General features: G+C 66.5%; 13 protein-coding genes. 9 read left to right on the top strand and 4 right to left on the bottom strand.

The features are described 5' to 3' along the window. The first annotated feature begins 137 nt into the window (after positions 1-137). The 4 genes from ACFYV1_RS07260 (at position 138) to ACFYV1_RS07245 (ending at position 4,263) form a co-directional block, all read left to right on the top strand. On the top strand, positions 138-1,376 hold the full coding sequence (locus ACFYV1_RS07260; protein WP_389394363.1) for an MFS transporter: 1,239 nt from the start codon (positions 138-140) through the stop codon (positions 1,374-1,376). Continuing rightward, positions 1,373-2,377 carry a hypothetical protein gene (locus tag ACFYV1_RS07255; protein WP_389394362.1) on the top strand — a complete coding sequence of 335 codons (1,005 nt, stop codon included), beginning with the start codon at positions 1,373-1,375 and terminating at the stop codon, positions 2,375-2,377. The genes ACFYV1_RS07260 and ACFYV1_RS07255 overlap by 4 nt, the downstream gene beginning before the upstream one ends. A gap of 92 nt (positions 2,378-2,469) precedes the next feature. Then, positions 2,470-3,531 carry a permease gene (locus ACFYV1_RS07250; protein ID WP_389394361.1) on the top strand — a complete coding sequence of 354 codons (1,062 nt, stop codon included), beginning with the start codon at positions 2,470-2,472 and terminating at the stop codon, positions 3,529-3,531. A gap of 18 nt (positions 3,532-3,549) precedes the next feature. Further along, on the top strand, positions 3,550-4,263 hold the full coding sequence (locus ACFYV1_RS07245; RefSeq protein WP_389394360.1) for a TIGR03943 family putative permease subunit: 714 nt from the start codon (positions 3,550-3,552) through the stop codon (positions 4,261-4,263). A 134-nt stretch (positions 4,264-4,397) separates the two neighbouring features. Here ACFYV1_RS07245 and ACFYV1_RS07240 read toward each other — a convergent pair whose 3' ends face one another. Then, positions 4,398-5,042 carry a hypothetical protein gene (locus ACFYV1_RS07240; protein ID WP_389394359.1) on the bottom strand — a complete coding sequence of 215 codons (645 nt, stop codon included), beginning with the start codon at positions 5,040-5,042 and terminating at the stop codon, positions 4,398-4,400. Positions 5,043-5,861: 819 nt separating this feature from the next. On the opposite strand from ACFYV1_RS07240, the gene ACFYV1_RS07235 reads away from it, so the two are divergent. From ACFYV1_RS07235 to ACFYV1_RS07225, 3 genes are all read left to right on the top strand, one after another. Then, the gene (locus tag ACFYV1_RS07235) at positions 5,862-6,146 is read left to right on the top strand and encodes a TOBE domain-containing protein (RefSeq protein ID WP_389394358.1); all 285 of its coding nucleotides are present in this window, start codon (positions 5,862-5,864) and stop codon (positions 6,144-6,146) included. Between the two features lie 147 nt (positions 6,147-6,293). Continuing rightward, positions 6,294-7,025: a nitrilase-related carbon-nitrogen hydrolase gene (locus ACFYV1_RS07230; protein WP_389394357.1), complete on the top strand. Its 732-nt coding sequence runs from the start codon at positions 6,294-6,296 to the stop codon at positions 7,023-7,025. A gap of 33 nt (positions 7,026-7,058) precedes the next feature. Further along, positions 7,059-7,481, top strand: a complete 423-nt coding sequence (locus ACFYV1_RS07225) for a hypothetical protein (RefSeq protein ID WP_389394356.1) — start codon at positions 7,059-7,061, stop codon at positions 7,479-7,481. Positions 7,482-7,900: 419 nt separating this feature from the next. Here the strand turns inward: ACFYV1_RS07225 and ACFYV1_RS07220 are convergent, their stop codons facing one another. The 3 genes from ACFYV1_RS07220 to ACFYV1_RS07210 all read right to left on the bottom strand — a co-directional run bounded on the left by ACFYV1_RS07220 (position 7,901) and on the right by ACFYV1_RS07210 (position 11,278). Further along, positions 7,901-9,112 carry a S8 family peptidase gene (locus ACFYV1_RS07220; RefSeq protein WP_389394355.1) on the bottom strand — a complete coding sequence of 404 codons (1,212 nt, stop codon included), beginning with the start codon at positions 9,110-9,112 and terminating at the stop codon, positions 7,901-7,903. Between the two features lie 121 nt (positions 9,113-9,233). Next, positions 9,234-10,682 (bottom strand): SulP family inorganic anion transporter, encoded by a 1,449-nt coding sequence (locus tag ACFYV1_RS07215; protein ID WP_389394593.1) that lies wholly within the window; start codon positions 10,680-10,682, stop codon positions 9,234-9,236. An 11-nt stretch (positions 10,683-10,693) separates the two neighbouring features. Then, positions 10,694-11,278: a carbonic anhydrase gene (locus ACFYV1_RS07210; RefSeq protein ID WP_389394354.1), complete on the bottom strand. Its 585-nt coding sequence runs from the start codon at positions 11,276-11,278 to the stop codon at positions 10,694-10,696. A 563-nt stretch (positions 11,279-11,841) separates the two neighbouring features. On the opposite strand from ACFYV1_RS07210, the gene ACFYV1_RS07205 reads away from it, so the two are divergent. Both ACFYV1_RS07205 and ACFYV1_RS07200 read left to right on the top strand, forming a co-directional pair. Beyond that, positions 11,842-12,663, top strand: a complete 822-nt coding sequence (locus tag ACFYV1_RS07205) for a LuxR C-terminal-related transcriptional regulator (RefSeq protein ID WP_389394353.1) — start codon at positions 11,842-11,844, stop codon at positions 12,661-12,663. A 123-nt stretch (positions 12,664-12,786) separates the two neighbouring features. Further along, positions 12,787-13,356 (top strand): ATP-binding protein, encoded by a 570-nt coding sequence (locus ACFYV1_RS07200; protein WP_389394352.1) that lies wholly within the window; start codon positions 12,787-12,789, stop codon positions 13,354-13,356. The last annotated feature ends 2 nt before the right edge of the window (positions 13,357-13,358 follow it).

The following is a 13,358-nucleotide window of genomic DNA, read 5'->3' as shown; positions in this document are numbered from 1 at the left end:
AAGCTGCTGCGGCGACCCACCGCAGCATGCCGTCCGGCGGGGCCTTCCCCATGCCCCCGCCGGACGGCACTCCCGTCGACGCTCACGGGTGATGCCCGTCCCCTCGCCCCTCGGTGCCATCGTGAACGGAGAACGCCGTGTATCTCTCCGCCCCTTCGACCGAACCGGTCGCCATTCGGAAGATCGGCGGCCTCGCTCGACGCATCCCGAGCACTGTCGTCCTCCTCGGCGTCGTGAGCCTGCTCACGGACATCTCGGCGGAGATGGTCACCGCGGTCATGCCGGCTTACCTCCTGTACGGACTCGGCGTCGGCCTCCTCCAGTTGGGTGTGCTCGACGGCGTGTACACCGGCGCAACCGCAATGCTGCGGCTCATCGGCGGTTATGCGGGCGACCGCACGACCCGTCACAAACACGTTGCCGCGTTGGGATACGGCCTGTCGGCTCTCGCCAAACTCGGCTTCCCCCTCGCGGGCGCCTCGGTTCCCGCCCTATGCACCACCATCGCCGTCGACAGGGCAGGCAAGGGCATCCGCACCGCCCCACGCGACGCCCTCATCTCCCTCAGCGCACCGGTCGGCGACGCCGGACTCGCCTTCGGCGCCCACCGCGCACTCGACACCACAGGAGCACTACTCGGACCAGTGGCGGCCTTCGGCCTGCTGGCCCTCACCGTCGACTCCTACGATGCCGTGTTCTTCTCCAGCTTCTGCATCGCGGCCATCGCGTTCCTCGTCCTCCTCGCCTTCGTCCCCGCGCACCGGCCCGGCACCCGGTCCGCCAGGCGACCGGCACGCCTCGCCTCCGCTTTCAGGCTCCTGCGATCCCGGCGCTTTCGCACCACCTGCCTCTGCGCCGTCGTCCTTGCCGGCCTCACGGTGAGCGACACCTTCCTGTTCGTGGCTGTACAGCAGCGGCTGAAGGCGGAGCCTTTCCTTCTGCCGCTGCTGCCCGTGGCCAGCGCCCTGGTCTTCCTGCTCGCCGCTGTTCCACTGGGCCGCCTGTCGGACCGGCTCGGACGGCTACGGGTCTTCATCAGCGGACACGCGTTTCTGGCCGGCGCCTGCCTCCTGCTCGTTCTCCCGGCCTTCGGGTGGCCCTCAGCCGCCACCGTCCTCGTCCTGCACGGTCTCTTCTACGCATCGACGGATGGCGTTCTCATGGCACATGCCAGTTCCCTGCTGCCCGACGACTTGCGCGGCAGCGGACTCGCCCTGCTGCAAACCGGCCAGGCCGTGGGAAGGATGACCGCGGCTGTGGTCTTCGGCGCCGTGGCCCAGACCGCCGGACTCCAGCCGTCGCTCATCGTCTACGGGCTCCTGCTCAGCACGGCGATCGGGATCGCCGCCCTCTTCCACGGCAAGGTGATGGCATGAGATCGGCGGACCTACCCTCACGACGGGGCGTGATCGCCGCCCTCGTCACTATCGCCGTACTCATCGGCGCCGGCACCGCTTATGTGGCATGGGCAGCACTCGCACGACACAGCACGACGCCGCGTGGGGACGAGCGGTTCGACGCCTCCCACCCAGGGACCCTGCTCTTCGTGGACGAACGGAAGGAGCCCCGCCGGGCGGCCCAGGTGCCGACCGACCACCCGGACGCCGAGCCGCTGTTCGGACCGGCAGCATGCGTGCGCCAGTACGCGGCCGGGGGAACTTCGGTCTGCATGCGCCGGTTCGCGGGCCCCGCCGGCTACGAGATCATCCTGGACGCGAACGGCAGGCGTATCGACCGGAAGATCTCGGTGTGGGGCGTTCCGAGCCGAGCGCGCGTCTCACCGTCCGGACGCCTCGTCGCCTGGACCGTATTCCGTGACGGCGACTCCTACCTCGCGCACGGCTTCTCCACCACCACCGGCATCTACGACCTCAAGACAAAAACGCTGTACGGATCGCTCGAGGACTTCACTCTCCTCGTCGACAACCGTCCCTTCTCGGACCCGAGCCTCAACTTCTGGGGTGTCACCTTCCACGCCGATGACCAGACCTTCTATGCGACGGCGGCCGCGAAGGGACGTACCTGGCTCGTGCGGGGTGACCTGCGCAAGCGGAGCATGACCGCACTCCGGACCAACGCCGAATGCCCATCGCTCTCCCCCGACGGCCGACACCTGATCTACAAGAAGAAGACCGCCACAGGCGCTTGGCGCCTCCATCATCTCGACCTGACCGACGGGAGAGAGACGCCGTTGGCCGAAGCCGCCAACATCGACGACCAGGTGGCCTGGCTCGACAACCACACCGTCGCCTACGCGAAGAAGGCGCCGGGCGGGCGTTCGGACCTCTACGCCGTGGACACCTCTGACGGCGGGACACCCCGCCTCCTACGCCGTTTCGCCTCGTCTCCGGCGTTCATCCCCAACAGCACCCCGTGACGCACAGCGTCCCGCACCCTCCGCACAGATCGGCGCCCACTGGTTCTCAGGCGATCCGCCGCGCCGAACGGCCCTACCGAGAGGTGGTCTTCATGCCGGCATCCGAACGGACCGCTCGCACCACACCAGCCAAGGAGCCGGGCCTGAACCCGCCACAGGCCTCCCTCCTCGAAGCAGACAGCCACCGTGACGGGGGCGGAAAGCGCTACCGGCCCGGCTCCGTCGAACTCCTCGCCGCCCTGCTGCTCACCGCAGTTTTGCTGAAGACTCCGCTTACCGATCGGCTCGACCAGCCGGCCCTCAAGGCCTGGGCAACGGTGTTCGTTTCGATCATCTTTCAGGCCCTGCCGTTCTTGGGATTCGGAGTTCTGCTCAGTGCAGTGATCGCCGTTTTCGTTCCGCGTGACTTCTTCAACAGGGCCCTGCCGAAGCGCCCCTCCCTGGCCGTGCCCGTCGCGGGAGTAGCCGGAGTGGCACTGCCGGGCTGTGAGTGCGCGGCGGTGCCCATCGCAGGCGGGCTCATACGCAGAGGGGTGGCACCTTCAGCCGCCCTGACTTTTCTCCTCGCCGCTCCGGCGGTCAATCCCATAGTTCTCGCAGCCACAGCCATGGCGTTCCCCGGACAACCGGAAATGGTCTGGGCACGTTTTCTCGCCTCGGCCCTGGCGTCGGTGTGCATCGGATGGCTCTGGTTGAAGCTCGGAAAAAGCGAGTGGATCGCCTTGCCCCGCCAAAGCGACCTCGACGGCATGCCGAGAATCGTGGCCCTGGCCACCTCGGTACGGCATGACGTCATCCACGCCGGGGGCTTCCTCGTCATCGGCGGCACGGCGGCCGCGATACTCAACGTCACACTCCCGCCCGAATGGCTGCAGAACCTGGCTGACCAACCCGTGCTGGCCGTGGTTGCCCTGGGCCTCCTGGCCGTACTGCTGTCGATCTGTTCGGAAGCCGACGCCTTCGTCGCCGCGTCCCTGAATCAGTTCTCACCGACAGCGCGACTGGCTTTCCTCGTCGTCGGACCGATGATCGACCTCAAACTCTTCGCCATGCAGGCCGGCACCTTCGGCCGCGGCTTCGCACTGAGATTCGCACCGGCCACCTTCGTCGTGGCTGTCCTCGTCAGCGCCGTTGTCGGCCTTGCTCTCTTCTGAGCGGATACAGGAGTTCTCGTGAACAGTCGAGCGCAGGCTTTTATTCTTCTGCTGCTGGGGTCAGTGGTTCTGCGTGTCAGCCTCACCGACTTCCACCTGCGCTACGTGAAAGGCGGTTTGCGGCCGTTCCTGATCGTGACCGGCTTGATGCTGGTGGGCGTCGCGCTTCATGCCCTCTTCGGCAGGAGAACACGGAGCGGCAGCTGCGGCAACGAAGGCGAACACGGAGCCGGCCCCGGGTGGCTGCTGGTCCTTCCCGTTCTCGCCGTCCTCCTCATCAGCCCGCCGGCACTCGGGTCCTACTCCGCCCAACGCGAAGGCACTGCCCCCGTGGAGCAGGCCACCGGTTTCCCACCACTTCCGGACGGCGACCCCGCCGTGATCCCCGTCATCGACTACGCAACCCGAGCCATCTCCGGGGACGCTCGCCTCAAGGGCCGGACAGTCAAAATCACCGGCTTCGCGACGCCCGGCAAGGGGGGACGGCACTATCTCGCCCGTATTGTCATCGCCTGCTGCGCGGCCGACGCCCGCCCGATCAAAGTTGCCCTCGTCGGCGCACCTTCAGACCTGAAGGCGGATCAATGGTTCGAGGTCGTCGGCGCATTCGACCGAACGGTCGAGACTGACTCGGTCAACGGGGAATTCATCGCAAGCCTCAAAGTGCACAGTATGCGCCCGGTGGCCACACCTGCCCAGCCGTATGAAGGGCGTGGCGCTCCGAAGCGGTAGCAGTGCCGGGGCTCCATGAGGCGAGGACCTCAATGCCGCGAGGGCCTCGAGGTCCTACCGGCGCACAGCCTCGCACACCCACGGCCTCGCCAACCACGCCGCTCCCGTGACCCGGGCAGGACAGGCACAGGCTGCTACGCGCCACCGAGACAATCATTCCATTGCCAGCGCATTCCGTAGATCCCCGGCTTGGCATCCAATGTGACGTTTTGAACAGTGTGAGACGGGCCAATGTGCAGCTCGACAACTTCGTGAGCCGGCGCCGAGGCCCTCGGTCGGTAGTACCGGCTGCAGCTGATCGGCAATGCCTCCGCACAGAAGGCCACCTCCATGGTGAAGAGACGGATGGGAGCCCGGATCAGCAGAGCCGACTCTGTGGAGGCGTTTCCCGGCGGGAAGGCAATATCGAAGTCCACAACCGCATGCTCTCCGATACGCAGCTCGTGGTCGAGTATCAGCTCGAAAGCCAGAAAACCGCTATTTACATCGAAACGGGATCGCCCGAGACGACAGGAGCGCGACTCCACCTCGGGTGCCCGGGAAAGACCCCGTTGCCTGGTGGCGAATACCACCCGCCTCAATCCATCCTTCTCTGCTCTGACGGCCGAACGCCTACTGACACTGACCTCATGCCCATTGCGATCCACTGTGGCGCATTTGTAGATGGAGGTGGATCTGAAGGTGTCGAGGTCATAGGGCGACGCCCCGATGCGGGAGAGTGCCTCGATCAGGTCCGTGGAAGCGGACCAGACTTGCTCGGCAGCCAACGTACCGGGCACATGATGCAGCCATCTCCCTCGCGGCCTGGGCGCTCCGATAAGTCTCCGCAGAGATCCGTCCGGAAGGTCCAGTACAACTTCCAACGCTGTCACGGCCTGCAAGGACTCGGGCTTCTCCGGTTGGTTCTGACCACGCTGCCAGTAACTCATAGCGGTCGTACTGACGCTTACTCCTTGCCGCCGAAGCCGATACTGGATACGTTCCAGGGTGAGTCCACTCGCCCGAATAGCCATTTGCAGGGCCAAACTGAAAGGACCACTGACCAGGACCTCGGCAAGCTCCGGATCACCCACGGGATACATCCCGCGTGCTCCCGCGCCTACGGGAATCGTAACGTTCTCCCGGCGTTTCATAAATGCATTCCTCAAGTCCGCCGCAACGGGGTCGGCGCCTCGCATTTCCGGCGGCTGCCTGGTATGCGGATGGGGCAGTCGAGCACTGACGACTAGCACGTTGGCCATTGGTGAGGGGGATTTTGGACGACATCGGACAAGGTGTCAACACCTGTCCATCAGATGGTCAGGAAGATTTTCACGAAGCAACCCGGCAAACGCCAGCAAGGGCTTCCCTTCAGATTGCCAAAGAAGCCATGCGCGCACTGCACCGCAGGCCTCACAATCGCGCACCTGTCCGGCTGACGCCATTCCGCAGAACCGCCAGTTCAAGCGTCAACCAATTGCCGACTTGCGTCGCATGCCATCGTCGATTCCCTCAGTGGGCCCGGGCCCACGTTTGGGCCGGCTCCATCGTGTCGTCCTCGACGAGCTCGGGGCCCGAGGCGAGCTGGGCTGGTCGCACTACCACTCGGCCTATTCGACGTGCTGGACGGCACCGTCGAGGGCGGCGTCCCCGCCAGCTCCGTCCCGTCGCACAAACGGGACCTGAAAATGCTCTTCCAGAGCTACGCCCCGTTCCCGCTGTCAGTGGCGGACAACGTGGCCTTCGAGTTGAAGGTGGGCAACGCCACCCGCTACCACCTCACCCTCGCCGACGGCACGGAAGTGGTCGCCGAGTCACGCGGACCGGACCGCAGCGGACTCGCCGCCGGCGCCCCGGTCCGGGCGGGCTGGGATCCAGAACGCTCCCGGCTGCTGGCGGAATGACGCCCGCCTTGCGTCGTACGCCCCCGGCCGCCCACCGGCACGCACCCCACCCCGCCACCCACCAAGGAGATACGGCCGTGAAGGTCGCCGCAGCACAATTCGCCCCGACCGCAGACGCGGCCGCCAGCCTCGGCGGTCATCGAGGAGATGACCGCCGAGGCCTCGGCCGTCGGCGTCGGACTGGTCGTCTTCCCCGAGGAGTCGATGCTCCCCTCGGACTTCAGCAACGAGACCGACGCCCAGCTCAGGGACTTGGCCCGTCGCCACTGGGAGCCCTTCCTGGCAGGGCTCGCCCGCACCGCCCGCACTCATGGCATCGCGATCGTCGCCGCGGGCTACGAGGACAGCGACACGGCACTGCCGTACAACGCCATGGCCGCCGTGGACGCCGACGGGGAGTTGCTCGGCCTCTACCGCAAGATGCATCTGTACGACGCCTTCGACTACAAGGAGTCGCGTCGCATCCAGCGTGGCGACACCGGGCCGGTGGTGGTCCGCATCGGCGACTTCAACGTCGGGCTGGTCAACTGCTACGACATCCGCTTCCCCGAGTTCACCCGCTCGCTGGTCGAGATGGGCACGGATCTGCCGGCGGTGTCGGCGGCCGGGGTGAAGGGCCCGCCGAAGGAGGACCACTGGCAGACCCTGCTGCGCACCCGCGCCATCGAGAACACCTGCTGGGTCGTGGCGTCCTCGCTGACCACGCCCGACTGCATCGGGATGTCCATGGCCGTCGATCCCTTGGGTGTCGTGCGGGCCGCGCTCGGCGAGGAGGAGCGCTCGCTGCTCGTCACCGACGCCGACAGAGACCTGATCGACCGGGCCCGCACGGTCCTGCCCGTGCTCCGCAACCGCCGCATCATCATCGGACCGAGGTGACCCGCCCCATGCCCCTGGACAACCAACTCCGCCGTGCTGCACCACGCGGCCGGGATCGTCGGCCCGGGCGATGTGGTGGTGGTCGACACCGGCGCCGACCGCCGGCACGCCCCGACGGGGGAGGTGCTGGTCAACGCGCTGGCCGCGCGGGGCGCGGCGGGTGCGGTGGTGGACGGTATGCGCACCGACGTCGACGCGCTGCGGGAGGTCGGGCTGCCGGTGTACGCCTTCGGCCGTACCCCGCTGACCATCAAGCTGCACGGGCTGGCAGACGGTTCGCTGTGCGCGCCGGTCACCTGCGGCGGGGTGCCGGTACACCCCGGCGACCTGGTGCTCGGCGACGCCAACGGGCTGATCATCGCGTCGGCGGGCCGGCTCGCCGAGGTTCTGGACGAGGCAATCGAGGACGACGCGGCGCTGGTCCGGACGGTACGGGAGCTGACGACGGCGGGCTGATCCCGCCCCCTCGCCCGAGTGATCCATAGCCTCCGACGGCAAGAAGCCGCGAGGCCGTCGACTGTCCGGCCCGGGCGGACTCGGTCAAGCCAACACATCCGGTCGCGGATGCACTCCAGGCCACCGGATTCGCCCAGGTCTCGGCCATGGTCCCTTATGCAGCCGCTCCTCGGCTTCAGTCCGCCGCTCGGATTCGTCGCCGACACAGGATCGCTCCGCATCGAGCACGGAGCGATCCGGCGGGGTTGCGGGCGCCGATCTTCGACCAGGTGGGTGCAGGCAGCACACTCGCCAGCTACGAGCCCGCCACCTCCGCGACTTCCCCTTCCTCGCGGCACTGTGCCCTCTACCAGGCGCCGGGCGGACGAGTAAACCAGACCATCGCACAGCAGTTGCACCCGGACGATCTCCGACAGCGTCTACGACGTGGGATTGTTGATGAACAGCAGGCGGTTCGGGGAACCGGGTCCAGCGTTGGAGACCTTGCCGGGCGTAGCGCTGTTGATCACTGCGGCGTGTACTTCCGCTGGTGTTGCGGCGGGGTGGGCTGCCAGGTAGAGCGCCGCCGCGCCGCCGACGTGCGGTGTGGCCATGGAGGTGCCGCTGGCCGTCCGCGTCGAGGTGTTGGTTCCGATCCACGCGGACGTGATTCTGGTCCCGGGGGCGAACAGGTCGGTGCACTTCCCGTAGTTCGAGGTGGACGCCCGCTGGTCGGCGCTTGTGGAATTTTGCACGGTAAGGGCTTCCGGGAGGTGGCCTGGCGAGTAATTGCAGGCGTCACGGCCGTCGTTGCCGGAGCCCACCACGTATGTGATGCCGGCGGCGATTGACTTCCTGAATGCCTCGTCCTTGGCAGCGCTGATGCTGCCGCGAATGCTGACATTGGCCACCGCGGGCTTGACCGCATTGGCCGTGACCCAGTCGACGCCCGCGATGATCTGCGAGGTGGGACCGGTGCCTCCACAGCCGATCACCCGTACTGCGATCAGGTCGACCTGCTTGGCGATACCGAAGTCTTTGCCTCCGAGGGTGCCGGCGACATGGGTTCCGTGTCCGTGGCAGTCCTGACCGTTTCTGCCGTCGCCGACTGTGTCGACGCCGATGCGCGACCGTCCGGCGAACTGCTCGTGTGTGGTCTGGATGCCGGTGTCGATGATGTACGCGCTCACGTCGGCGGCAGTGCTTGGATACGTGTAGCGGTCGTTCAGTGGCAGGTTCCGCTGGTCCACCCGGTCCAGACCCCACGAGGGCGGATTCGGCTGTGTCTCTGCGATGCGCTCTGTGCCGTCCTGTTCGACGAAGGCCACTTGCGGATCCGCTGCGAGCCGGTGGGCCTGGGCGGCACTCATCTCGGCCGCATAGCCCTTGATCGCGGAACCGTACGTGTGTCGGACCTTGCCGCCGTACTCCCGCACAAGGCTCGTGACCCGCGACTTTACGATCCGTGGCGGGATCGCGGTGTCCTTGAGCACCACGATGTAGCGGCCTGGGATGGGGTCCGCCGCAGGGACAACCCTGCCTTCCGGCACCCGTAAGTGTTCATCGGGCTGTGCGGCGGCGGCACCTGATCCCATCAGGCACGCGAGCGCAAGACCGCCGACCGTGATGACGCCATGGCGACTTCTGAACACTGTTTCTCCTAGGGGGAGTTGAAGATGAGGATTGCGTGTTCAGTTGTACTGCCGACAGCCGGTCAAAGGTGTCACGCTCCAGCCAGTGGCACTGGCTGGTCACCCTGCTACTGCAGTGCGTTCAGGCCAACTTGACCGGGTGGGCGCCTGCGGCGCTGTGTCGATGTGCCCAGTTGTCGAGGGCCGTGCGGCATGCGTGGTCGACGTGGTCGACTTGAGAGAGGTCCAATTCGACCGGACGGTCTCGCGGGAGGGATTCAAGTCTGTCGAGGATTTTCGGAAGTCTGAGGAACGTCGCGTTTCCCGACAAGTGGGCCCGGATGGGACCGGTGCCGCTCTCGATGATCTCTACGCGGACGTGGGACGTGTCCCAGGCCGCCTTGACCACCGCGAGTGCGAGGCCGATCAGGACACCCTCGAACATGCTGATCGTGACGATCGACGCTGCGGTGGCGACCAGGACCAAGGACTCGCCTCGCTGCTCATGCCACAGCGTCACCAACTGCTTGACGGGGATGAGCTTGCCCCCTGCGTAGATAAGTACGCCGGCCAGCGCAGGGACCGGAATGATGCCCAGAGCTGCCGGCAGGAGGGCGGCGAACAGCAGCAGCCAGCCGCCGTGCATCACCCGTGAGGCCTTCGTACGCGCGCCGGCCTGAACATTGGCCGCACTGCGTACGATGACCGCTGTCATGGGCAGGGCGCCGAGCAGTCCGCTGACGGTGTTGCCCACACCCTGTGCCATCAGCTCCTTGTCGTAGTGCGTGGGCGGCCCGTCGTGCATCCTGTCCACCGCAGCCGCGCTGAACAGACTTTCGCAGGAGGCGATGAGCGCGAAGGCAAGGACGGTGGCAAGGACCCCTGTCTCCGCCAGTTTTCCCAACTCCGCGAGTGTGGGGGGCTGGGTGGCCGCGGCCAGTCCCTCCACCTCCACGTCGGCCACGGGCAGGCCGAACCCCCATGCGGCGATGGTTCCGAGCGCCACAGCTGCAAGGGGCCCGGGCACCATACGGACTGTTGCGGGCAGCTTTGACCACAGCAGCAGAACCGCGATGGTGCCGGCGCCCAGCAACAGCGACGCCTGAGCAGACGCGGAGCTCATCGAGTGCGTGAGCATCGCGGGCAGGCCGAGAATCTTGTCGACTCCGGTGGCAGGGGCGCTGCTTCGCGTCATGACGTACAGCTGTCCTGCGATCAGGACGAGTCCGATTCCGGCGAGCATGCCTTCGACGACGGCTACGGAGATCGCTCTGAACCAGCGGCCGAGGCGCAGGGCGCCCATTCCGAGTTGTAGCAGGCCGGTGGCGAGCACGATGACGCCGAGTGCGGCAAGTCCGTGGGCGTGGACCGCTTCGAAGACCAGCACCGTCAGGCCCGCGGCGGGGCCTGAGACCTGCAGGCTGCTGCCCGGCATCATGCCGGTGACCAGACCGCCCACGATCCCTGTGACGATTCCGAGTTCGGCCGGGACACCCGAGGCAACGGCGACCCCGACGCACAGGGGCAGGGCGACCAGGAACACGACCACTGAGGAGGCGAAGTCCTGCCGTAAGTGAGCCTTCGTATGCAGCAACTGGAGCCTCACAGCGCGACGAAGGTGTCGGAGCCGGCCTCGGACGCCAGGACTGTCCCGGTGTGGACCTCGTAGAACCAGGCGTGAACCCTGATTCGGTTCTCACCGAGGCGCGTCTTCACGCACGGGTAGGACGTCAGCCGGAGTATTTGGGCGAGCACGTGGTGCTGCACGGCTTCGGCCATCGTCGGGTCGTCGAGCGCACCGACGGGCCGCACAGCAGCGTACTTGAGCCAGTCGCGCACCGCCGGTACCGCCCTCAGATCGTCGCCCCGTAAGAGAGCGCCGACCGCGCCGCAATGCGAGTGTCCGCACACCACAATGTCCGTGACTCCGAGGACCTCCACGGCGTACTCGATGGTGGCGGCCCCCGAGGTCGGCCCGGCACCATGGGGCGGAACGATGTTACCCACGTTGCGCAGCTCGAAGAGGTCCCCGGGACCTGCGCCGGTGATCAGCGCAGGAACCACCCGCGAGTCGGAGCAGCTGATGAACAGGGCCCGAGGCGACTGCCCCTCACCGAGTTTCGCCAGCCTTTCCTTTCGGGAGGTGTTCTCCGCGAAGCGGCGTGCATTGTCGATGAATGGAAGCATGTCGGTTCCCTCCTGGGCGCCGGTGTCCGGGGCGTCGGATGACCAGGCGTGTTACTGGCAAGAGCGAATGGGGCGACCTTGGCGGAGCCCGGCTCGAGTGACGGCGCCGGTTCCTGGTGCGCAATGCACTTTCTGCAGCACGTGTCAGCGTGTCGGAATTCAGGCTGACAGCGGGAAGGCCGGCCGCTCGAAATGTATACAGCCCCGAACCCGGATTCCGTGTCCTTGTGACGCCACTGACTCGATTGGGCACCCTCACGTCTACAAGGCGTCTTGACGAAGATCTTGGACATGGCACCATGTCAGCCATCGCGACGGCTCACAGTCCCCCAGCGAACGAGCACCGCAGTCTCCTGCCCGCCGCCGGCTCATGCCCGGCTCCCGTAGGAAGCACCTCTATGACAGAAACCCCTCTCTCCGTACACCTTCGAGAGCTGGGCTTGCCGCAACGCGAGTCCGAGGCCTTCGAGACACTGCTCCGGACCGGCCCCTGCGGCGTTGGAGAGCTGGCGACGGAGCTGAATTGGGAAGCAGGACCGACAGCAGATGCCGTTGGACGGCTCATGGATCTCGGCCTCGCCACGACCTACGGTCCCGACCACGCTGCGGTCTGTCCCGCAGAGCCCACACTCGCCCTCGACCGTCTTACCCATGCCCGTTCGGCCGAGATCCAGCTGGCGCACCTTGCAGCCCTCAACGCCTATCGCGAATTTCGCAGGGCCATAGGGCCACAGGGCAATGAAACGCTTGTTGAGGTAGTGACCGGCGCCCCTCAGATCCGGGCCCGCATCCGAGGGTTCGAGAAGGCGGCCGAGCACGAGGTGGTCCGCTTTGATTCCCCGCCGTACCACAATCTCGGCCGCGCCAATCCCACAGAAGTAGCCAACCTCGAACGCGGCGTCAAGTACCGCATTGTCTATTCCACCTCAGCAGTGCAGAACGGCAGGTACTACGCCACCAACATCCAGCCCTGCATAGCCGCCGGTGAGCAGGCGCGCGTGCTGCCGACGGTCCCCGTCAAGCTCACCATCTTCGACGCACGTCTTGCCTTCGTATCGATGTCGTCGGTCGAGGCCGAAGCCAACGATTCCCTGCTTATCGTCCACCCCTCGAGCCTGCTCTCGGCACTTCTCGGCCTCTTCGAGACATCATGGCGCTCCGCGTTTCCCATGCACCTCAAGGACCAGGTCCCGCCGGCACTGACCCCGACCCAACGCCGCTTGCTGGAACTTCTCGGCACCGGGATCACCGATGAAACCATTGCCGAGCTGCTCGGCGTCAGCCGCCGGACCCTTTCCCGCAACATGGAGCAGCTCTACCAGCGTGCCGGTGCCACGTCGCGGTTTCAACTTGCGCTGCACGCTGCGCGCATGGGATGGGTCTGAGGTTGGGACTGATCGGTTGGCCAGCTGCATGGCCACAAGTCGCCAGCAGCGCAGTATGGACACCATGCCGGGGCATAGCCGGGTATTCAGGACAGCCGCGATGCACGCTCAAGGAGATGCCCCATGGATGCGACAAGGTCGACCTTCTCACTCCCTGCAACGCCGGCGGCCGTTCGTGCGGGACGCCACCAGATACAGGACACACTCTGCTCATGGGGGCTCAAGCTCGACGAGGACCTCGAGCTCGCCGTCGGTCTGGTTGCTTCCGAGCTGCTGACGAACGGCCACCGCCATGCGGGTGGACAGCTGACGGTCGTGATCGACGTGGACGCCGACCGTCTCATCCTCGAGGTCTTCGACGACAGCGTGACACTGCCGGTGCGAAGAGAGGCCGCGCCGGATGCGTGCGAGGACGGCGGCCGTGGGCTCGCACTCATCGAGGCATACTCTCTGACCTTTGGCGCGGAGCTCACCATGACCGGCAAGCGGTGCTGGGCCGTGCTGACTCTCTCCTCGGCCGTCCTTCCGGAGGGGACGGCCGCCCCCGCTGCGGATACCTCCCTCTGGTCTCTCGACGCTGCTGGTGCCGCGCTGCTCGGACAGAACCAGCCGTCACCTCCAGCGGCGTCCCCGCCGGCGGCAGCACGGAGAGGGAACCCGGAGTCCACTGCGGCCCACGACGGACACCGTTGACG

This window comes from Streptomyces sp. NPDC003023 (assembly GCF_042888225.1).
In the GTDB taxonomy this organism is placed as follows: domain Bacteria; phylum Actinomycetota; class Actinomycetes; order Streptomycetales; family Streptomycetaceae; genus Streptomyces.
The sequence above is the reverse complement of the archived record's forward strand: the minus strand, read 5'-3'. Positions and strand labels throughout refer to the sequence as shown.

Bases quoted from the DNA above. Each gene is read 5' to 3' on its own strand.
- ACFYV1_RS07200 (WP_389394352.1), top strand. From the start codon at position 12,787: ATGGATGCGACAAGGTCGACCTTCTCACTCCCTGCAACGCCGGCGGCC.
- ACFYV1_RS07250 (WP_389394361.1), top strand. From the start codon at position 2,470: ATGCCGGCATCCGAACGGACCGCTCGCACCACACCAGCCAAGGAGCCG.
- ACFYV1_RS07230 (WP_389394357.1), top strand. From the start codon at position 6,294: ATGACCGCCGAGGCCTCGGCCGTCGGCGTCGGACTGGTCGTCTTCCCC.
- ACFYV1_RS07210 (WP_389394354.1), bottom strand. From the start codon at position 11,278: ATGCTTCCATTCATCGACAATGCACGCCGCTTCGCGGAGAACACCTCC.
- ACFYV1_RS07255 (WP_389394362.1), top strand. From the start codon at position 1,373: ATGAGATCGGCGGACCTACCCTCACGACGGGGCGTGATCGCCGCCCTC.
- ACFYV1_RS07205 (WP_389394353.1), top strand. From the start codon at position 11,842: ATGGATCTCGGCCTCGCCACGACCTACGGTCCCGACCACGCTGCGGTC.